The following is a 19,767-nucleotide window of genomic DNA, read 5'->3' on the forward strand; positions in this document are numbered from 1 at the left end:
CCGCTGCGGCGTGCCGAGGGGTATGACGTCAGCCGGTCCTTCGAGACGCCGCTCGTACCTCGCGGCTCCTCAGGTCGTCGCCTCGAGGGCGATCTCCTCGGTGTCGCGCAGCCGTTCGACCGGCGCGGCGGCGTCGCGGACGGCCCCGCCGCGCGGGGTGCGTCGCATCACGAGCATGACGAGCACGAACGCCACGGCCAGCATCAGCCCGCCGATCTCGAAGCCGCGGTCGGCGCCGGTCACGAAGGTGTGGATGGCGTGGTCGCCGGCGCCGGGTGCCACCGCCGGGTTCTTGCCCGCGGTGGCGAAGACCGTCACCAGCACGGCCAGGCCGAGGGCGCCACCGAGTTGCTGGGTGACGTTGACCAGCCCGGACGCGACCGAGGTGTCGGACTTCTCGACCCGGGACAGGCCGGCGGTGGTGAGCGGCACGAAGGCGATGCCGTTGCCGAGCGCGAACACCACGAACGCCGGCAGCATCTGCAGGTAGGTCGTGTGCGCGGTCAGCGTCGTGAGCATCAGCATGCCCACGGTCGACAGCAGGGTGCCGACGGCCGCGATCGTCCTGGTGGAGAAGTGGTTGGAGATGACCCGGGCCACCAGCTGCGAGCTGATGAAGATGGTCACCGGGAACGGCAGGAAGGCCAGCCCCGACTGCCACGGCGTCCAGCCGAGCACGATCTGCATGTACTGGCTCATGAAGAAGAACGCGCCGAGCGAGCCGGCCACCAGCATCAGCCGGGCGAGGTATGCCGTGGCGCGGTCGCGGTCGGCGAACAGCCGCAGCGGCATCACCGGGGAGGCCGCGCGTAGTTCGACCGCGATGAAAGCGGCCAGCAGGACGAGCCCGAGGCCGAACGCGGCCAGGGTGCCGGACTCGGTCCAGCCGTCCGATGCGGCCCGGATGAATCCGTAGACGACAGAGGTCATTCCGACGGTCACCAGGAGCGCGCCGGAGACGTCGACCGACCCGCGCACGCCCTTGTCGCGGGACAGCGCACGCCAGCCGGCCGCGATGACGGCGATGCCGATCGGGACGTTGACGAAGAACACCCAGCGCCACGAGGCGACCGAGGTGAGGATGCCGCCGGCGAGCAGGCCGGTCGCGGCGCCGGAGGCGGACACGACGGTGTACCAGCCGATGGCGCGGGTCTGCTCCGCGCCGGGCTTGTAGAGCGACATCAGGATGGCCAGGGCGGACGGCGCGGCGAACGCGGCACCGGCACCCTGCAGGGCGCGTGCGGCGAGCAGCAGGCCCTCACCCTGGGAGACGCCGCCGGCCATCGAGGCGGCGACGAAGACCGCCATACCGGCCAGGAACGTGGTGCGTCGGCCGAGTATGTCGCCGGCGCGGGCGCCGAGCAGCAGCAGGCCACCGAAGGCCAGCGTGTAGGCGTTGACGATCCAGGACAGCGACGTCGAGGACATGTGCAGCTGGCTGCCGATGTCGGGCAGCGCGATGTTCACGATCGCGGCGTCCAGCACCAGCATCAGCTGGGTGACGAGCACCGCGGTCAGGACGAGGCGGGTGGCCCGGTGTGGTGGTGCGGCGACATTGGTGGCGGTCGCGGGCGCCGTAGTGGTGTGAACCTTGGTAGTAATGGTCACGAGTTATGTCCTTCGCGGTAGCGAGGCGTACCATGAAATGGAAGCGGAGACGATCTCCGCTTAGAACTATACGGAGGCATCCTCCGGTTTTGCAACCGGATATGCCATGAGGTGTGAGAACGATGGCTCGAAGCGGTACGGCAACGAAGCCGAAAGCGACGCCGAAAAGCGAGCTGCAGCCGGCGGAAATCGCTGGTGAGGCCCCGGATCCGGCGGCGTGCAAGCCACTGCGTGCCGACGCGGCGCGCAACCGGCAGAAGCTGATCGACGTGGCGACCAAGGCGTTCACCGAGGACGTCGACATCCCGCTCGACGAGATCGCCAAGCGGGCCGGAGTCGGCATCGGCACCCTCTACCGGCACTTCCCGACCCGCTGCGAGCTGGTGCTCGCGGTCTACGGTGAGCAGGTCTCCGGCATCGAGCAGCGGTCCTACGACCTGCCCAAGGAGCTGGAGCCCGGCGAGGCGCTGCACGAGTGGATGCGCGGCTTCGTCGAGTACTACGCGGTGAAGATGGGCCTGATCAACCTGTTGCGGTCGATGACGCAGGGCAATCCGGAGACCTTCGAGTCGGCCCGCCGGGTCCTGCGGGAGTCCGCCGCGCGGGTGTTGCAGCCGGCAATCGACGCCGGCGTCATCCGCCCCGACGCCTCGGCCGCGGAGCTGACCCGGGCCCTCGGCGGCGTGTGCCTGGCCTCCGGCACCCCCGAGGGCCAGGAGACCTCGCTCGCCGTCGTCGACCTGATCTACGACGGCCTGCGCTTCGGCGCCCCCGGCAAACCCTCCACCACCACCTGACGCTCATTCACCGACAGGACACAAAAGCGCCGACAGGACAAGAAACCGCACGATTTCGGCCCGATCTCACCCTGTTTCGGGTGCCCGTTGTGAGCCTCTCGGGAAGTAGTTGTCCTGTCGGCGAAGGGCGCGTAGCGCGGATTGCGCCTTGTCGAGGGTTTCCTGCCACTCCGCCGGCGGGTCGGACAGCCGGGTGATCGCGCCGCCGACCCCGAGGGTGAACCGGTCGCCGGTGAGCGCCAGGGTGCGGATCGCGACGCTGAGGGTGGCCGTGCCGTCCAGCCCGAGCAGCCCGATCGCGCCGGAGTAGACACCGCGGCGCTCGCGTTCCAGCTCGCCGAGGATCCGCACCGACCGTTCCTTGGGTGCCCCGGTCATCGAACCGGGTGGGAACGTCGCCCGGATCAGGTCGACCACCCCCGTGCCCGCGGGCAGTTCGCACTCGACGGTGCTGACCAGTTGCAGCACCGTGGGGAAGCGACGGACGTCATACAGGCCGGTGACGGTGGTGGACCCGGGCACGGCGACGCGGCTGAAGTCGTTGCGCATCAGGTCGACGATCATCAGGTTCTCCGCGCGGTCCTTGCGGGACGTCGCCAGCTCCTGCGCGGTCGCGTCGTCGGTGGCGGGGTCACCCGTCGCCGGTCGGGTCCCCTTGATCGGCTCGGTGCGCGCGTGCCCGTCGGCGTCGACGGCGAGGAAGAGCTCCGGCGAACCGGACACGACCGTGTGCCGGTCGTCGATGCGCAGGTATGCCGCCCGCGGCACCCGGCCACCCGCCCGGATCGCGAGGAACACCGCCAGCGGATCGCCGGTGAAACCGCCGTGCAACCGGTTGGTCAGGCACAGTTCGTAGGACTCCCCGCGGGCGATGGCGTCCTGGCAGGTGGCGATGAGGTGCAGGTATTCGCCCTGTTCGCAGCCGTATTCGAGCTGAAGCGCAGCGTCCGAGCGTGACGTCGCGGAGTCGGTCGCGCCGGCCGGCCGGTCGAGCGGCGTGCGCAGCCAGGTGTCCAGATCGGCGACCGACGCGTCGTCGCCCGGCTCGTCCAGCCCGGTCACCCAGCACTCGCCATCGGGCCGCAGCACGACGGCCCGGGTCAGCAGGGTCCACCACGAGTCGGGCCACCCGGTGTCGGGTGTCACGGGAAGCTCCAGCCCGAGCAGTTCGAATCCCATTTCGTAGCCGAGGAATCCGGCATACCCGAGGGCCACGCCGGGGTGCTCGCCGGCGACGTCGACCGGCCGCCGCAGGTGCCGTTGCAACTCGTCGAGCACCGAAGCGGCGGTCTCGGTCACAGTGCCGTCCGGGTACGTGGTGCGCGTGCCGGCACCCGCGACGCCCGACAACCGGTGCGACCACGGCGAGTCCCAGCCGGCGACGGTCACCGGCCCGGCGGGCGTCTCGACGCCGTCGAGCACAACGCGTGGCGGTTCGGTCACAGCGGCGAGCACCTGCGCCAGCGACCGCACTCCGGGCACCCGTGTCGAGCGCTGCCGGGCCGGGTGGGTGCGCTCCAGGCGGTGCCGCGCTGCCGCGGCCAGCCGGAGGAAGTTGCCCACCAGCGTCGCGCCGTGCTCGCTCTCGATCGACTCCGGGTGGAACTGCACACCCCACCGCGGTTGGTCCCGCACCCGCAGCGCCATCACCGTGCCGTCGGCCGCGTGCGCGATGGGGACGACCGCACCGGGGAGGGTTCGCACGTCCAGGCTGTGATAGCGCACCGCGACGAATTCCGTTGGTATGCCGCCGAACAGCGCATCCCCGGTGTGTGTCACCGCCGACGTTTCACCGTGTCGCGGGTACGGTGAGCGATCCACGACACCGCCGTGCAGCACGGCGAGCAACTGGTGACCGAGACAGACACCGAGCACCGGCAGGTCGCTGTGTTCGAGCACGACCCGCGAGATCCCCACGTCGGCGTCGACGGACGGATGACCCGGGCCCGGCGAGATCACGACGGCGTCGAAGCCGGTCGACCAGTCCGGTGGCAGCGGCGCGTCGTTGCGCAGCACCACGACCTCGGTGCCCGGCACCGCACGCACCAGCTGCACCAGGTTGTGGGTGAAGCTGTCGTGGTTGTCGATCAGCAGGACCCGCACGCACCGCTCCCGTCCGGCACCGGTCGCCTTGCCGTCTCGAGCGCCGCCTGCAACGCATCCCGCAGGCCCCGATCCGGTTGCAGCACAAGGTCACCCAACCGTTCGACGACCCGGACACCGTGGAGCGCCGAAAGCGTCAGCATGCCATCTGCGGCACCGAGATCGGACAGGCGGACCACGTCGTCGCGCACGGTCAGCCCGGCCTTCGGCGCCTCGTCGCGCAGCACCGACAGCGTCACGCCCCGCAATCGTGGCGCGCGGGGCGCGATCAACTCCCGGCCCCGCAGTACGAGCAAGGTCGCAAATATCGTCTCGCTCACCAGGCCGCCCGCGGTGACCAGCACCCGGTCGTCATACCCGCCGGCGGCTGCGACGGCGGCCTGCTCCGTCTGCCAGAGGTAGTCGATCCCTTTGATATCAGGTTGTTTTCGCCCATCGAGGAATGCCGATCCCAGGGTGATGCTCGTGCGGAGTCGTTCCACGGGAAACATCCGGACCGCGCACCGCAGCCCCTCGCGCGTCCACACCAACGCCGGGAACCACGAACCGGTGACGGGCAGATGGCCCAGTGCGTGGTCGTATGCCGCGCCGGCCTCGTCCACCGGCACCCCGAACACGTCGAGCACGCCCGCCACGAACCGGGCGCGATGCCGGTCGACCGCGACACCGGCGCCGTCATACAGGTGCCAGGAGTCGAGCACGACCGGCCCGGAGCGGGCCAGGTCCTCGACGGACGAGTCCGTCAACAGCGGGCAGCGCGAACCCTCGCTGCACGTCCCGGCCGATGTCATGCCTGATGAGTAGCACACTGTGTGGGAGTCGGGTAGGTCGAGCGGACTTCGGCATACTCGCGTTGGCGCCGGTCGGCGCCAGGAGGGAGCGGCAAGGAACAGTGCGTGGCGAGACAGGGCGGATACGCTCGCAACCGGCCGGTCCGGGCGGCACCGTCGAGACCAAGGGATGACGATGACTCGCGAACCCGACGTCGGCGACACCTTCGGCCGCTACGAGTTGCGCAGCCGCCTCGGCCAGGGCGGGATGGGCACCGTGTACCGCGCGTTCGATACCGGGCACGGCCGGACGGTCGCGCTGAAACTGCTCTTGCCGAGCCTTGCCCAGGATCCCGCGTTCCGGGAGAGATTCGACCGCGAGTCGCACATCGCCGCCCGCCTCACCGAGCCACACGTGCTGCCGATCCACAGCTTCGGACAGATTGACGGCATCCTCTACATGGACATGAGGTATGCCGAGGGCTACCGCAGTCTCGCGGATGTACTGCGGACCGAGCCGATGGACCCGGCGGTCGCTGTCGCCGTCGTCGGCCAGGTCGCGGCAGCGCTGGATGCGGCCCACGAGCGAGGCCTGGTGCACCGGGACGTCAAACCCGCCAACATCCTGATCGGTCCCGGGAACTTTGCGTATCTGATCGATTTCGGCATCGCGACCGCAGCCGACGACGAACGTCTGACCCAGCCCGGATTCGTGATGGGCTCGCGTCCCTATATGGCACCCGAGCGCTTCACCAGCGGTTACCGGGACGCAGCCGCCGGCGACATCTACTCCCTGGCGTGCGTCTTGCACAAAGCGCTGACGGGTGCTCCACCGGACGCCGGCCCGAGCGGCGAGGCTCGGCCGAGCAACGCCGTCCCGGCCGGTCTCGCCGACGTCATACGACAGGCGCTCGAGGTCGACCCGACCCAACGCCCGAAATCCGCCGGGGAGTTCGCCCGGCGGGCGATCGATCAGTTGAACCGCCACCAACAGGCAACGGTCCAGCAGATCATGGACGAGGGCGTCGGTGAGGACTCGACTACCGTTCCGCTCACCGAGCGAATCACACCTTCCGCCACACATGACCTGCCGGCACCCGACACCTTGGACGGTGACCAAGGCGCCACTCTGTCGTCGCACGCGACGAACGGTCGCCTGTGGCGCTCGGCCGGCGCAGCCGTCGTGGTCGTGCTCCTCGCGATCGGAGGCTACGTGTTGTGGTCCGGCCGATCGCACGGCGCCACACCGCGAGCTGGGACCACCTCGAACCAGGCGGTCGGCCACTCCCATGCCACTGTACCGAGCAGCGAGCCCGCGAACAGCGCGACCGGCGAACCGTCGACGGGCCCGACGGGAACCAGTGCTGCTGCGCTGGCCGACGGATCGTGCGTCGACTCGGCGGGCAGGGCGACTCCCTGCAGCGAGAGCGGCTCCGGCTTGGTGCTGGCGGACACCGACTGCACAACGGCGTCGGTGCGATCCCGGATCGGGTATGACGAACTGCTGTCCCCACTCTTGCGCTTGCAGCGATCTGGGAACGCCTGCGTGGTTTTCCCCACGACGAGTGCCGGCAACGCCGGTGCCGGAGCGGCCCAGATCAAGACGCTCGCCGGCCACCCGTCCGCGCAACTGCTCGCCTGCACCGCGTCGGCCACGGGCTCGGGTCCGGAGATCCCCTGCTCCAAGACACATCGACTTGAGTTCGTCGGTGCGTGGATGACACCGCCCGACGACCTGAGCGTGAATGCTGTATGCGCCGTGCCGGCACAGACCTATTCGGGCCGCACCTTCGACGGCACCGACCAGTCCGTCACGGTCCAGTTGCTGCAGGGCACCGGGCCGAGCGGACGGCAAGTGCGATGTGCCGTGGCCAGTCGTAACGCGGTTACCGGCTCGCTCTGGCAGCGGGGGGCGACTGCGCCGTGACGAGGACCGTGTTGCGCTGCGTTCCACGCCGCGCAACACGCCGGGCACCGACGATGCCAGTCGATATAGTGCAGCGCCCGCAAAACTGTGTGGCGATGGTCGTTCGGAGGAGGGGCACCATGCGGTGGAGTCTGATGCCAGTTGTCGTGGTTGGATCGTTGGCGCTGGCAGGTTGCGGTGGTGGAAGCAACAAAGCGGCGCCCTCGGCTGTGACGCGGACGATGGTAGTCACCAAGACCGTGCAGGCACCTCGCGCAACCAGTGCGACGACCCCGGACTCCGCTCCCTCGACCGACGCCGATGCTGGAGCTACCGTCGACCCGTCGGACGACGAAGTAGGCAGCGGCGAGTCCTCGGGTCCACCGGTACTCCAAGCCACTGGCGCGGATCGTACGTTGACGCTGTCAGACGCCTTTTCGGCTGACAACTGGGAGGAAGGCAGCTACACGCCCGCTGGTAAGGCCGACCCTGTGCAGGGAATCCGTACTGATGTCTACTGCAGCGCGTCGGAACCGATCGAGCTTCGCTTCGGTCAGACGACTGGCACGCTACATGTCGCGTTTGCACAGGACATCCAATCCGACAGCTCCGACCAGACGTTGGAATTCGACCTAACGGTAGACGGCCGTACGGTGAAGTCGAAGAACGTCACGTTCAAGCAGTCGGGAGAGATGTCGACGCCACTCAGCGGTGTGGCTTCGATCGAGATCACTGCCCAGCCTGCTGGTGACAACGACTGCGAGTCGACCATGGCGCTGATCACGAAGCTCTGGATCACCGCGAAGTAGTCACCCCCACCGCACGTTCGGACGAGGTATGACGGGACCAGGACCACGAACCGGCATGGCCTTCGGGCACTACGAACTGCGTGACCTGGTCGGTCGCGGCGGGATGGGTGAGGTCTACCAGGCGTTCGACCGGCGGCGGAACCGGGTGGTGGCGCTGAAACTCCTGCCGCCGTCGCTGGTGGAGGACACCGTCTACCGGACCCGCTTCCAGCGGGAGGCGCAGACCGCCGCGCAGCTGACCGAGCCGCACGTCATCCCGATCCACGACTTCGGCGAGCTGGACGGTGTGCTCTACATCGACATGCGCCTGGCGGACGGGTTCCGCAGCCTGGCCGAGCGCATCGACGGGCGGCCGCTGCAGCCGTCGGTGGCGGTCGCCCTGGTCCAGCAGATCGGCGCCGCGCTGGACGCGGCGCACGCGCAGGGCCTGGTGCACCGCGACGTGAAGCCGGCGAACATCCTGGTCAACGACGACGATTTCGCCTACCTGATCGACTTCGGCATCGCACGGTCCGCCGAGAGCACCCGGGTGACCGAGATCGGCAGCACGGTCGGTTCGCTGCCCTACATGGCTCCCGAGCGCTTCAGCCAGGGCTATCAGGACCACCCCGCCGCGGACGTCTACTCGCTGGCCTGCGTCCTCGCGGAGTGCCTGACGGGACGCCCGGTGTTCTCCGGCTCCGCCGAGGTCATCCTGCGGTCCCACCTGGACGGTGCGCCGCCGCTCGACGCGGGGTCCGTGCCGGCCCGGCTGTTGCCGGTGATCCAACGCGGACTGGCCCGCAACCCTGCCGAACGCCCTGCGAGCACAGGCGAATTCGCCCGTCTCGCGGTCGAGGCCTTGTCCGGCGGCGACCGCGCGGCGGCCACCACCATCATCGCCAAGACCAACCCCGCCGGGGCCGGCCCGGATGCACCGACGGTGCCGGCCGGCCGGCCACCGACGCGCAGCAACCGCACCCGCTGGGTCGCAGCGGCCGCCGCCGCGGTCGTCGTACTCGGCGGTGGCGGGCTGCTGGTCAAGTCGCTGGCCAACGGCGACGGCCCGGCGACCTCTGTACAACCACCCGCAACGGCGGTCACCACGGGTGGCGGCGCCGCCCCGCGGACCGCGGAGACCACGACCAGCTCCGACCCCGGCACGACCACCGGATCCGCCACGGGCGCCGCGGACGGCGCGATGCAGTGTCGACAAACAGGGCAACGACGTCGGGTGCACGGACGCCCTGTCGGGGTATGTCGTGCAGGACGCGACCTGCGACGCGGTCTCGGTGCAACGCAGCACGTCCTACGACGACCAGCTCGCGCCGCTGTTGACCTACCTGAAAGGGTCGGGCGGCCGGTGCGAGGCCTTCCCGACCGATGCGGCGGCGTCGGAGGGCGCCACCGGTTTCGACGTGATGGCGCTGTTCACGATGAGCAGCCCCAAGCCCGCGCTGCTGTCCTGTCTGGCGCAGCCCGGGGACGGCGCACCCGTGATCCCGTGCTCGAAGCCGCACCGGGTCGAGATCGTCGGCAAGTGGCTGAAGCTGTCCGGCTCGCCGAACGCGGACGGTGTCTGCAAGACCCCGGGTGGGCGGTACACGCTGCGGGACGCCTTGCAGCTGACGCCATACCCCGTGCGGCTCGTGCCCGGCACCCACGACGGGGTGCGGCAGTACCGCTGCGCGGTGGTCGTGCCGAAGACGAGCACCGACACGGCGTACCACGCGGCCTGACCGCGGGCCGGCGGGCCAGTCCCTGGGATTGGACCTGAAAGTTAGCCATCCGAAGTGTATTTTGTTTAGTACAGGCTAAACAAATACTTCAGGAGATCCACGGATGTCAGACGACATATCCGCCCCGCAGCGCAAGGCCGGCTTGTCGGCAGCGCGTGAGCGTGCCGCTGCGCAGGTGGCGAGCCCGCACTACAAGTGGATCGTGTTGTCCAACACGACCCTCGGGGTGCTGATCGCGACGATCAACTCCTCGATCCTGCTGATCGCGCTGCCGGACATCTTCCGCGGCATCAAGATCAACCCGCTGGCTCCCGGCAACACCAGCCTGCTGCTGTGGCTGATCATGGGCTACATGGTCGTGACGGCGGTGCTCGTCGTCGGGCTGGGCCGGCTGGGTGACATGTACGGCCGGGTGCGGATCTACAACGCCGGATTCGCCATCTTCACCTTCTTCTCGGTCATGCTGGCCATCACCTGGATGCACGGCACCCCGGCGGGCCTGTGGCTGATCGCGATGCGCATCTTCCAGGGTGTGGGCGGCGCGATGCTGATGGCGAACTCGAGCGCGATCATCACCGACGCGTTCCCGCCCAACGAGCGCGGACTCGGCCTGGGCCTGAACATGGTTGCCGCCATCGCCGGGTCCTTCATCGGGCTGATCGTCGGCGGCCTGCTCGCGCCGGTCGAGTGGCACCTGGTCTTCCTGGTCTCGGTGCCGATCGGCCTGTTCGGCACCGTCTGGGCCTACCTGCGGTTGCACGACACCGGTGTGCGCAAGCACGCGTCGATGGACTGGTGGGGCAACCTCACCTTCGCCGTCGGCCTGATCGCCATACTCGTCGGGATCACGTACGGGATCCAGCCGTATGCCGGCCACACCATGGGCTGGACCAACCCCTGGGTGCTCACCGCTCTCATCGGCGGCGCCGCGGTGCTCGTGGTGTTCGCGTGGGTGGAGACCAAGGTCGCCGAGCCGATGTTCCGGCTCGACCTGTTCCGGATCCGGGCGTTCACGTTCGGCAACTTCGCCAGCCTGCTGGGCGCGCTGGGGCGTGGCGGGCTGATGTTCATCCTGATCATCTGGCTGCAGGGCATCTGGCTGCCGCGTCGCGGGTACAGCTTCGAGTCCACCCCGTTGTGGGCCGGCATCTTCATGCTGCCCATGACGATCGGCTTCCTGGTCGCCGGGCCGACGTCGGGCTGGCTGTCCGACCGGTTCGGTGCGCGCGCCTTCGCGACCGGCGGCATGCTGGTCGCGTCCGGCAGTTTCGTCTGGTTGTGGGCGCTGCCGGTCAACTTCAGCTACTGGCAGTTCGCGCTGGCACTGCTGATCAACGGCCTGGGCATGGGCCTGTTCGCGGCGCCCAACCGGACCGGGATCATGAACAGCCTGCCCGCCGATCAACGCGGGGTCGGTGCCGGGATGAGCACGGTCTTCAGCAACTCCGCGATGGTGCTGTCGATCGGCATCTTCTTCTCGCTGATGATCACCGGGTTGTCCGGCTCACTGCCGGACGCGGTGATGCAGGGGCTGACCGCCAACGGCGTGCCCCACGACTCCGCGGCACAGGTCGCGTCGCTGCCACCGGTCGGCGTGCTCTTCGCCTCGCTGCTGGGTTACAACCCGATCCAGTCCCTGCTCGGCCCGCACGTGCTGCACCAGTTGCCGGCGGCCACCCAGGCGCATCTGACCGGCCACGAGTTCTTCCCGTCGCTGATCTCCGGGCCGTTCTCCGACGGCCTCGGGGTCGCGTTCAGCTTCGCCATCGCAGCCTGCCTGATCGCCGCCTTCGCGTCGGCCTTCCGCGGTGGCAAGTACATCCACCAGGACGAGGAGCAGCCGCCCGACGAGGACTCCACCACCCCGGCGGAGCTGCTCGCGGAAGGTGCCGAGTGAGCGACCCGAGGACGCCGGACGCGCCCTCGGTCGGCGAGCTCGCCGGCGGGCTGCGCACCGCCGTGAACCGGCTGGCGTACGTGTTGCGGCTGCCGGTCGCCGCCGAGGGGATCACCCCGACCCGGCTGTCCGCCCTGGTCGTGCTGATGAAGCACGGGCCGCTGCGCCCCGGCGCACTCGCCGAGCGGCTGAGCATCAGCGCGGCCAGTGCATCCCGGCTCATCGACGTGCTGATCGACGGCGGGTGGGCCCGTCGGGACCCGGATCCGAGCGACGGTCGCGCCTGCCTGCTGAGCCTCAGCCCGCAGGGTGAGGCCGCGTTGGAGAAGCTGCGCCGCGAAGGGACCGGCGACCTGGCCGCCGGGATCGAGCAGCTGACCGACGAGCAGCGGGAGGCGTTGTCTGCCGCCCTGCCGGTGCTGGTCACGCTCGCCGACGGGTATGTCGCCACGGCCGCCACCCGGACGCAGAGCGTCTCAGCGGGCAGTTAGTCCACCGGTGACACCCGGATCAGGTTGCCGTCCGGGTCGGCGGCGACGAAGGTGCGGCCGAACACCTCGTCATACGGCGGCTCGAGCACGGTGACGCCCTTCGCGGCCCAGCTGTCATGTATGGCGTCCACCGCCGCGCCGCCGCCGGGCACCATCAGCCCGACCTCGCAGGTGCGCGGCAGGCCCGGCGTGACGTGTTCGCTGCGGCCGGTCCAGACCGCGAAGAGGACGCCGGGGGCAACCTCGAACGCGACATACCGCGGGCTGGTGAAGACCGGTTCCGTCTCGAACAGGTCGCGGTAGAACTCCGTCGCGGCCTCGGCGTCGCGCACGTAGATGAGGAACAGATTCGGGGCTGACATGGGGATTCTCCTTCTCGGTTGACGTGCTGCCAGCACATCAACCGCGCAGGACAGGATCGGTCCGGAACCCGCGGCGACCATGACCAAACATCCGGTCCAGTCATGACATTCGGCACAGGTACACCGGCCCTCCACTGCCTAACGTGGGAGTCAACCTCGAAGGCGTGACGTGACAAGGAGTGAAGACATGGCACCGGTCCGGCTGCACCGCTCACAGTGGTGGTTGCTGATCCCGCTGGGTTGGATGATGGTCGGCGTCGTCGGCCACTGGCTGGTCTGGCCGATGGTCTTCGTGACCGTCTTCCTCGGTGGTGGACTGTCGCGCTTCGGCGGGTGCGGCAGTGCGAACCAGCGTCAGCGGGCGAAACTGCAGCGGAAGCAGGCGAAATGGCAGCGCCGGCAGGAGCAGTGGCAGCGGCATCACGAGCACGTCGGCGTGGGGCACTCCGCCGAGCAGCGCGCTCAGTGGGAGCACGCGACTGGACCGCACGTCGACCTGACCAAGCGGGCGCCGGAGACGCTGGCGAGCCTCAGCAGCTCACCGCGCATCCCGGCCGACCTCCGCGAGCGCGCCCAGCGTCTCGACCGGGAGGCCGTCAGCGTCCTGACCTATCTGCGCGAGCACGGTGCACCGACCTCCCAGGTCTTCGAGGTCGAGCAGATCCAGTCCGATTTCGGGCCCCAGGCGCTGCGGTCCTACCTGGCGCTCGCACCCGGCACCGAGGACACCGACGAGGTGCTCGACGGCAAGACGGGTCACCAGCTGATCGTCGAGCAGTTGGATCTGCTGCTCGCCCAGGTCGACGCGCACCTGCACCGCGCGTCCCGGCTCGGCAGCGACGAGTTGCTGGCCAACCACCGCTTCCTCACCGAGAAGTTCGGCCGGGGAGGGGACTCGGAGCTCACCATCTGAGCGAGGGACAGCGAAGCCGTATGGCGTGGCACTTCGGGGGTGCCGCGGCATACGGGCCCGGTCACGTCCCGACCGCGAGCAGCTGCCGGATCGCGCGCAGGCCGTGCTCCGCGGCCTGGCCGTCCGCGTGGAGCAGCCGCGCCGGCGTCACGAACGCCGCGACGGACTCCATCCCGAAGAGCACCACCTCGACGTCGAGGGAGGCGGGCAGCTGCCCGCCCTCGACCGCCGTGCGCAGGTCGGCTCGCAGCGTCGCGCGCCACAGGTCCCGGCCCTCGGCCAGCCGGTCGTGCACCGAGCCCGGTCTGCCGTCGTAGTCGTAGGTCATCTGGGTCAACAGGCAACCGCCGGGGTAGCCGGGATCCGCTGAATAGGCGAGCCACGACTCGCAGGCGGCCAGCAACCGGGGCAGGCCCGGGGTGGTGTCGCGGACCGGCTCCCACACGCGGGCCCGGAAGTCGGCGAAGACCAGCTCGACCGTCTCCAGTTGCAGCGCCTCCTTGGTCCCGAACGGGCCGATGACGCCGGACTTGCTCATCTGCAACAGGTCGGCCAGGCGGCCCACGGTGACGCTGTCGAGTCCTTCGACCGACGCCAGATCGGCGGCCGTGTGCAGCACGTTCCGTCGCGTCTGCCGCGCCGCCTGTGCCGATGCGCGTCCGCCCATGACCACACATGCTAGCAGAAGGCGGACGACCGTTCGCTATTGAAATAGCGAACGGAGCGCTCGCCGATGCCGTGGGACGGACGCGCCTGTTCCGCGTGGGCACAGTCCTTTTCACCCTTGCGTCCCTCGGAGTGGCCCTCGCGCCGGACTTCGCGGTGCTGCTCGCCGGTCGGGCCGTCCAGGGCCTGGGCCCGGCCCTGCTGCTTCCGGCTTCGCTCGCGCTGGTCCTCGCCGAGGTCCCTGCCGACCGGCGCCGACCGGCGATCGCGCTGTGGAGCGCGGCCGGTGCGCTCGCCGCCGCTGTCGGGCCGGCGGTCGGCGGAGTCGTTGTGGATCGACTTGACTGGCGCGCGGTGTTCTTCCTCCACCTGCCGATCGGCGCGTGGGTGCTGTGGGCGGCCCGCGGATTCCTCGCGCACGATGCCCGCGACCACCGCGTCCCGGACCTCGCCGGTTCGGTGCTGCTGGCGCTCTCGGTCGGTGCCCTGGTCTACGGACTCACGGAGGCGCCCGGCCGTGGATGGACGTCACCGGTCGTCCTCGCGGCTTTCACCGGCGCGGCGATCGCCGGCTGCGGCGCCGGCGTGCGATCGCTGCGGCACGAGCACCCCGCGCTGCGGACGGATCTGTTGTGGAACACGTCGTTCGCGACGGCGACCGGCATCTCGACGCTGTATGGCGTGGCGCTCTTCGCGACGATGCTGCTCGGTGTCCTCTTCCTCGTCGACGTGTGGGACTACAGCGCACTGCGTGCCGGCCTGGCGATGACGCCGGCGGCCGTCGTCACTGCCGCCACCGGCGTCGGGATCAGCCGTCTGCGAGTCCCGCTCCCGCCACGAGTGATGATCTGCACCGGAGCCCTGGTGGAGGCCGCGGCGACGACGACGCTGGCGCTGGCGATCACCGGCACTGCGCACTTCGTGTCGCTGTGGCTGCCGGTCGGGGCGGTGATGGGTGTCGGCATCGGCCTGCTGACGGTCGGCATCCAGACCGGGGGCACCCTGGCCGCGCCACCGCAGCACTTCGCGCCGCAACCGGTGTGCTGATGGCCTCCCGTCAGCTGGGCGGTGCACTCGGGCTGTCCGCCGTCGCATTCGTGCTGGCGGACGTCGGCGGTGTCAGCCGCCCCTACACCGTCGTCTACCTGGTCGCGGCCGGCGCCGCGCTGCTTGCGGCGGGCGGCGGTCTCCTGCTGCGACCGCCGGTCCCCGCGCCGGCGGTGACCTCGGGTGTCTCCGAACTGAGCACGCGGGTGGGCCGATGACCAGCCGGGCCCGCACGCCGGATCCGCGCCGGCCGAGTGAGGCCGACGACCCGTGGTGCATCGACCGCGACCTGGCAGCCGAGCTGCTGCGCCCGGAGCCGTGGCAACGCCTCGCGATCCTCGGGGACAGCGTCACGGCGGGTGTGCGTGAGCCGCTCGACGGTTACCGCGACGTCTCGTTCGCGGACCGGCTGGCCGAGGCGTTGGGCTCGACCAGGCCCGGTTTCGCCTCGATCAACGTGGCCACACCACAACTGACGGTCGCCGAGATCCGGGAGCAACAGCTACCGAGGGCCATGGCCTTCGCGCCCGATGCGGTGCTGGTCTCCGCCGGCGGGAACGACGCCTTCCACCGCTTCGACGCCGAGCAGTTGCGCAGTCGGCTGGCCGGGTTGTTGCGCCCGCTGGCCGGCAGTGGCACGGTCGTGCTGACTGTCGGCCTCTTCGATCTGGCCAGGTCGGGTCTGGTGCCGGCCGAACACGCCGACGCAATGGCGCGCCGGTTCGACGAGCTCGACCGGCTGACTGCGTCGGTCACCCGAAGTCTCGGCGGCATACACGTCGACACCCACCACCACCCGCTGGCCGCCGACCCCGGCCTCTACTCCTCGGACGGGGTCCATGCCAACGCGCGCGGTCACGCGGTCGCCTTCGCATCGATCGTCCAGGCCATCATCGGCGCGGACGTCGGTCGGCGAACCCGGTCGTAGGCCGGCGGGTCAGCGCAACCGGACCTGCTGCTGGCCGCTCTCGATCTTGGTCTCCACGACGTCCGTGCGACTCTCCAGGAACGCCCGGAAGGAGGTGAACCCCAGTGGCTTCTCCTTGAACGTGGAGTCCAGGCGCTGCATCTGCGACTTCAGGCTCGCGGCGTACTGCCACCCGTCATCGCTCTTCTCGGCGCCGATCTGCAGCGCCCGCCGCAGCAGCGCGGTCGCCTGTCCCTGCTTGCCCTTGGAGGCCGCCTGGCTGGGCTTCGATCTGCCCGCCGCAGCCTTCTTCGGCTTCTTGGTGGTGGCGGCAGACTCGGAGTTCGCGACGGGTTCGGCTGACTCTGTGGCGGATTCGGCCGGCGCCGGGTCATCGGAGACGCCGGGCAGGTCGCCATACGAGCTGAAGTCGTCGCAGGCTGCGACGAGGGCCCGACTGGTCGAGCCGGTCACCCCGATGCCGACCACGAAGCGGCCGAGTTGCTTGCACCGTTGCGCGAGCGCGATGTAGTCCGAGTCGCCGGCCACGACCACCACGTGGGTCAGGTCGGCGTATTGCAACAGGTCGTTGATCGCATCGATCGACAGCCGTATGTCGGCGCCGTTCTTGGTGCCGGCGGTCGGGAAGAGTTGCACCAGGTCGACTGCCCGATCGACCAACTGCCGTTTGTATGCCGCGTTCGCCGGCACCGACCAGTCGGCATACGCCCGGGTGAGGGCGACGGTGCCGAAGGACGACGCGTAGTCGATGATCGCGCCGAGATCGACCTCCGCCTCGATGAGCCGGCGGGCGGGCTCAGCGTCGGACTCGTGGGGGGAGTGGTGCCGGGCATCGTCCTTGCGCCATCGTCCGGAGCCGTGGACGTCGTCGTAGCGCGAGATCACGACGTTGTCGAAGTCGATGTAGACCGCGACGCGTTTGCAAGTCATGGACCGACCCTAGCCTCGAAATTTCATGGGGCTGCCGTGTGACGTTGTTCCCGGCTTGATCGCTGGCCCTGGTCTCGATTTTGCCTTGTGGGTGTGACAGTCTGCCGCGATGTCACTCGCGGTGGGGTGCCGGTTCCACTGGCCGGTTCGTTCCTGGGTGGTCGGGATGGGCGGTGTGCTGGCTCAGGTCGGCGCGGTGAGCCGCTGTAGCCGGTCCCATCCGGTCGTGACCAGGTCGGCGTGTGGCGCGGTTTCCTTGATGTGTACCAGGATTCGTCGGCCGCGGCGGGCGATCGTGGCCGGGATCGTGAACAGGTAGAACCGCAGCTTCTTCGGCTCCCACCGGCGTGCCTCGTGGCCGACATCGAAAGCAAGCAACTGGGTCCAGGCAGTCAACTCCACGGCGAGCATCACCAGCGCGCACCAGATCCTGTTCTGGGCGAAACTGTGCAGCGGCAGGTTGGTCAGTCCGGTGTCCTTGCTGATACGGATCCGGTCCTCACACCTGGCGCGGCGGCGGTGCCGCAACTCCAAGTCGGCCAACTGCCCACGAATCGTGTTGGTAGCAAAGGCGGTCAGTCGGTACCCGTCGACGTCGTCGAACCGCAACTGTGCACCAGGGTGTGGCCGCTCGCGGCGCACGATGATCCGCATCCCGTCCGGCCACCCGGACAGCAGCCCGTGGTGCGCGAGCAGGTCGGTGATCTCCACGACGTCCGCGCCCGCACGCAACTCATGGTCGCCGTCCAGCGCCGGCTGCCACGCTGTGGCAGGGATGATCCGGTAGATGTCCGGGGTGGCCATCGGCAGCGTGTACCCGATCGAGTAGGACACGCCCCGCTTGGCGAGCCAGCCGGTGAACTCGCGTGTGCCGCCACCGCCGTCGGTGCGGATCAGTACCTTCCGGCCAGGTCGTGAGGGGTCGATCCCGGGCAGCTGTTTGAGCGCGTCGCGGGTGACGGCGATGTGATCGGCGGCAGTGTTCGAGCCGGCGTTGCCCGGGCGCAGCATCATCGCCAGGGGTTCGCCGGTGCCGTCCGGGCCGTGGTCGACGAACGCGCATAGCGGGTGGAAACCGTAGCCACGCTTGAACGTCGGCCTGGCGTTCTCCTTGTCCGAGTGCGCGGTGATCAAGGTGGCGTCCAGGTCCACGATCACCGGATCATCAGCAGTCGCAGGGTGATTCGGCGCCCGGTCACCGACCAGCTCCCAGGCTGTCGCACGTGCGGCACGGCGCGCGTTCGCCTCAGCCCTCAGTGTCCTGTCGGCGTCCACCGACAGCGCGGTGATGGTGCGCGAGATCGTCGCTTCGGACCCGACCTGCCCGTACAAGCCTGGTTCGGATCGGACCACCGCAGCGTCGGCCAAGCAATCGCCACCAAGCGCGAGCGTGACTGCGAGATCGGCGAGCACCTTCCCGGGATGATGCACCGCCGTCGGTTTCCGCCACGGCCGCAAGACCTCCGCCAACCCGCTGACAAGTCCGGTCACCTCGGCGGTCTTGGTCAGCAGCACACCGCCTGCGGAACCGACCGCAGTCACCGGCGCGGCATCGACACGAACAGGCGGGTAGAACCCGGTAGTCTTCTTCACCTGGAGGGTGCTCCTTGAGCTGGTTCGGATAGTGACGTCGTAATCCCTATCCTCCCAGCTCAGGGGCACTTTTCAGCTCACACCACCAGCTCGAGCACCACTGTCCCGTGAAATCTCCGGGCTAGTGCGCCCGGCGCGCCACGCCAGGGCGGCGATCAGGTCGGCCCGGTCCGTCGTTGCGACGAGCACTCTCTTTTGTCGGCGCGAGCGGTTGCGAACGCCGCAAGGGTAACGAAACCGCCTCCGCCCCGTAATAATTCGGCAATGTCTTGGCCAATGTTTGGTCAATCCGGGAACCGATCGGCGCCGAAACCCCGCAGCGCCGGGTCACACAGGTCTTCAATGCGATGTGGCACACACCCCAGCCACACCTCCAAGGAGCCCTGATATGACACGTGGTTCGCTCGCTCTGAAACTCGGCGTCGGAGCAACCGCTCTGGCAATGTCCTTCGTCCCGGCACTGGCGGCCAACGCGGCCACCGTCAATTACGTGGCGTTGGGTGACTCCTACTCCTCGGGGGTCGGAGCGGGCGACTACATCGGCAGCAGCGGATCGTGCGATCGCAGTCCCAACGCCTATTCGGCCCTGTGGGCGGATGCGCACGACCCTTCGTCATACAAGTCAGTAGCCTGTTCCGGCGCGAAAACCTCTGACGTCATTGCCAATCAACTGTCCGCCCTGTCCAGCAGCACCACGTTGGTGAGCATCACCGTCGGTGGCAACGACGAAGGCTTCAGCAGCATCATGGAGGACTGCATCCTCGACGGCACCAGCACCTGCGTCAACGAGATCAACGCCGCGAAGGCCGACGCGCAGGCCAACCTGCCGAGCAAGCTGGCGGGCGTCTACGACGGCATCAGGGCGAAGGCGCCGAACGCACACGTCGTCGTGCTCGGCTACCCCGACTTCTACGACCTCTCCAAGGACTGCGTCGGCATCAGCGAGACCTCGCGCACGGCCATCGACAGCGGCATCGACACACTCGACTCGATCATCCAGACCGCCGCAGGCAGGGCCGGTTTCACCTATGGCGACGTCCGCGGTGCGTTCAGCGGTCACGAGATCTGCGACAGCGACCGGTGGCTGCACTCGCTGAACTTCTGGGACATCACCGAGGCCTACCACCCGACCGCGGACGGTCACGAGTACGCCTATCTGCCGGTGTTCTCCGCCAGGGCGTGAGCGCCACCACCGGCGGGGCGACACGGGCAGCGATCGCTCCGACTGG

General features: G+C 69.1%; 18 protein-coding genes. 11 read left to right on the plus strand and 7 right to left on the minus strand.

Annotation, left to right across the window (positions count from 1 at the left end):
* Positions 1-69: 69 nt before the first annotated feature.
* Entirely contained in the window at positions 70-1,608 is a 1,539-nt protein-coding gene (locus FHU39_RS18305; RefSeq protein WP_183322141.1) for an MFS transporter, read from the minus strand.
* A gap of 122 nt (positions 1,609-1,730) precedes the next feature.
* Between FHU39_RS18305 and FHU39_RS18310 the strand changes: the two genes are divergently transcribed.
* The gene (locus FHU39_RS18310) at positions 1,731-2,405 is read left to right on the plus strand and encodes a TetR/AcrR family transcriptional regulator (RefSeq protein WP_183322142.1); all 675 of its coding nucleotides are present in this window, start codon (positions 1,731-1,733) and stop codon (positions 2,403-2,405) included.
* A 66-nt stretch (positions 2,406-2,471) separates the two neighbouring features.
* Here FHU39_RS18310 and FHU39_RS18315 read toward each other — a convergent pair whose 3' ends face one another.
* Entirely contained in the window at positions 2,472-4,508 is a 2,037-nt protein-coding gene (locus tag FHU39_RS18315; RefSeq protein WP_183322143.1) for a chorismate-binding protein, read from the minus strand.
* Positions 4,493-5,254: an aminotransferase class IV gene (locus FHU39_RS18320; RefSeq protein WP_183322144.1), complete on the minus strand. Its 762-nt coding sequence runs from the start codon at positions 5,252-5,254 to the stop codon at positions 4,493-4,495. Before FHU39_RS18320 ends, FHU39_RS18315 begins: the two co-directional genes overlap by 16 nt.
* A 220-nt stretch (positions 5,255-5,474) precedes the next feature.
* Between FHU39_RS18320 and FHU39_RS18325 the strand changes: the two genes are divergently transcribed.
* The 5 genes from FHU39_RS18325 to FHU39_RS18345 all read left to right on the plus strand — a co-directional run bounded on the left by FHU39_RS18325 (position 5,475) and on the right by FHU39_RS18345 (position 12,099).
* Positions 5,475-7,205, plus strand: coding sequence for a serine/threonine-protein kinase (locus FHU39_RS18325; protein WP_183322145.1), 1,731 nt, complete (start codon positions 5,475-5,477; stop codon positions 7,203-7,205).
* 134 nt (positions 7,206-7,339) lie between these two features.
* Positions 7,340-7,993, plus strand: a complete 654-nt coding sequence (locus FHU39_RS18330; protein WP_183322146.1) for a hypothetical protein — start codon at positions 7,340-7,342, stop codon at positions 7,991-7,993.
* A gap of 28 nt (positions 7,994-8,021) precedes the next feature.
* Entirely contained in the window at positions 8,022-9,749 is a 1,728-nt protein-coding gene (locus FHU39_RS23865) for a serine/threonine-protein kinase (protein ID WP_221185676.1), read from the plus strand.
* 65 nt (positions 9,750-9,814) lie between these two features.
* Positions 9,815-11,608, plus strand: coding sequence for an MFS transporter (locus FHU39_RS18340; RefSeq protein WP_183322147.1), 1,794 nt, complete (start codon positions 9,815-9,817; stop codon positions 11,606-11,608).
* The gene (locus tag FHU39_RS18345) at positions 11,605-12,099 is read left to right on the plus strand and encodes a MarR family transcriptional regulator (protein WP_183322148.1); all 495 of its coding nucleotides are present in this window, start codon (positions 11,605-11,607) and stop codon (positions 12,097-12,099) included. Before FHU39_RS18340 ends, FHU39_RS18345 begins: the two co-directional genes overlap by 4 nt.
* On the opposite strand, the gene FHU39_RS18350 is transcribed toward FHU39_RS18345, so the two are convergent.
* Entirely contained in the window at positions 12,096-12,461 is a 366-nt protein-coding gene (locus FHU39_RS18350; protein ID WP_183322149.1) for a VOC family protein, read from the minus strand. The genes FHU39_RS18345 and FHU39_RS18350 overlap by 4 nt on opposite strands.
* 187 nt (positions 12,462-12,648) lie before the next feature.
* Here FHU39_RS18350 and FHU39_RS18355 point away from each other — a divergent pair, with 187 nt between their 5' ends.
* Positions 12,649-13,374 carry a hypothetical protein gene (locus FHU39_RS18355; protein ID WP_183322150.1) on the plus strand — a complete coding sequence of 242 codons (726 nt, stop codon included), beginning with the start codon at positions 12,649-12,651 and terminating at the stop codon, positions 13,372-13,374.
* Positions 13,375-13,435: 61 nt separating this feature from the next.
* On the opposite strand, the gene FHU39_RS18360 is transcribed toward FHU39_RS18355, so the two are convergent.
* On the minus strand, positions 13,436-14,041 hold the full coding sequence (locus FHU39_RS18360) for a TetR/AcrR family transcriptional regulator (RefSeq protein ID WP_183322151.1): 606 nt from the start codon (positions 14,039-14,041) through the stop codon (positions 13,436-13,438).
* Between the two features lie 8 nt (positions 14,042-14,049).
* Between FHU39_RS18360 and FHU39_RS18365 the strand changes: the two genes are divergently transcribed.
* Genes FHU39_RS18365 through FHU39_RS18375 form a run of 3 tightly spaced genes read left to right on the plus strand, consistent with a single transcriptional unit; the run spans position 14,050 to position 16,015 of the window.
* Complete coding sequence (locus FHU39_RS18365; protein WP_246336705.1) at positions 14,050-15,087, plus strand: MFS transporter; 1,038 nt, start codon at positions 14,050-14,052, stop codon at positions 15,085-15,087.
* Positions 15,087-15,305 (plus strand): hypothetical protein, encoded by a 219-nt coding sequence (locus FHU39_RS18370; protein WP_183322153.1) that lies wholly within the window; start codon positions 15,087-15,089, stop codon positions 15,303-15,305. The genes FHU39_RS18365 and FHU39_RS18370 overlap by 1 nt, the downstream gene beginning before the upstream one ends.
* Positions 15,302-16,015, plus strand: a complete 714-nt coding sequence (locus tag FHU39_RS18375; protein WP_183322154.1) for an SGNH/GDSL hydrolase family protein — start codon at positions 15,302-15,304, stop codon at positions 16,013-16,015. The genes FHU39_RS18370 and FHU39_RS18375 overlap by 4 nt, the downstream gene beginning before the upstream one ends.
* 9 nt (positions 16,016-16,024) lie before the next feature.
* On the opposite strand, the gene FHU39_RS18380 is transcribed toward FHU39_RS18375, so the two are convergent.
* Both FHU39_RS18380 and FHU39_RS18385 read right to left on the minus strand, forming a co-directional pair.
* A complete protein-coding gene (locus FHU39_RS18380; RefSeq protein ID WP_183322155.1) occupies positions 16,025-16,945 on the minus strand; it encodes an NYN domain-containing protein in 921 nt (306 codons plus the stop codon).
* 183 nt (positions 16,946-17,128) lie between these two features.
* Positions 17,129-18,538 carry an IS1380 family transposase gene (locus FHU39_RS18385; RefSeq protein WP_183322156.1) on the minus strand — a complete coding sequence of 470 codons (1,410 nt, stop codon included), beginning with the start codon at positions 18,536-18,538 and terminating at the stop codon, positions 17,129-17,131.
* Between the two features lie 388 nt (positions 18,539-18,926).
* Here FHU39_RS18385 and FHU39_RS18390 point away from each other — a divergent pair, with 388 nt between their 5' ends.
* On the plus strand, positions 18,927-19,721 hold the full coding sequence (locus tag FHU39_RS18390) for an SGNH/GDSL hydrolase family protein (protein ID WP_183322157.1): 795 nt from the start codon (positions 18,927-18,929) through the stop codon (positions 19,719-19,721).
* The last annotated feature ends 46 nt before the right edge of the window (positions 19,722-19,767 follow it).

Origin of the sequence: Flexivirga oryzae, from assembly GCF_014190805.1 — a bacterium.
GTDB lineage: Bacteria > Actinomycetota > Actinomycetes > Actinomycetales > Dermatophilaceae > Flexivirga > Flexivirga oryzae.

Coding starts and splice junctions, on each gene's coding strand:
- FHU39_RS18310 (WP_183322142.1), top strand. CDS start 1,731: ATGGCTCGAAGCGGTACGGCAACGAAGCCGAAAGCGACGCCGAAAAGC.
- FHU39_RS18325 (WP_183322145.1), top strand. CDS start 5,475: ATGACTCGCGAACCCGACGTCGGCGACACCTTCGGCCGCTACGAGTTG.
- FHU39_RS18330 (WP_183322146.1), top strand. CDS start 7,340: ATGCCAGTTGTCGTGGTTGGATCGTTGGCGCTGGCAGGTTGCGGTGGT.
- FHU39_RS23865 (WP_221185676.1), top strand. CDS start 8,022: ATGACGGGACCAGGACCACGAACCGGCATGGCCTTCGGGCACTACGAA.
- FHU39_RS18340 (WP_183322147.1), top strand. CDS start 9,815: ATGTCAGACGACATATCCGCCCCGCAGCGCAAGGCCGGCTTGTCGGCA.
- FHU39_RS18350 (WP_183322149.1), bottom strand. CDS start 12,461: ATGTCAGCCCCGAATCTGTTCCTCATCTACGTGCGCGACGCCGAGGCC.
- FHU39_RS18355 (WP_183322150.1), top strand. CDS start 12,649: ATGGCACCGGTCCGGCTGCACCGCTCACAGTGGTGGTTGCTGATCCCG.
- FHU39_RS18360 (WP_183322151.1), bottom strand. CDS start 14,041: ATGGGCGGACGCGCATCGGCACAGGCGGCGCGGCAGACGCGACGGAAC.
- FHU39_RS18365 (WP_246336705.1), top strand. CDS start 14,050: ATGCTAGCAGAAGGCGGACGACCGTTCGCTATTGAAATAGCGAACGGA.
- FHU39_RS18370 (WP_183322153.1), top strand. CDS start 15,087: ATGGCCTCCCGTCAGCTGGGCGGTGCACTCGGGCTGTCCGCCGTCGCA.
- FHU39_RS18375 (WP_183322154.1), top strand. CDS start 15,302: ATGACCAGCCGGGCCCGCACGCCGGATCCGCGCCGGCCGAGTGAGGCC.
- FHU39_RS18380 (WP_183322155.1), bottom strand. CDS start 16,945: ATGACTTGCAAACGCGTCGCGGTCTACATCGACTTCGACAACGTCGTG.
- FHU39_RS18390 (WP_183322157.1), top strand. CDS start 18,927: ATGACACGTGGTTCGCTCGCTCTGAAACTCGGCGTCGGAGCAACCGCT.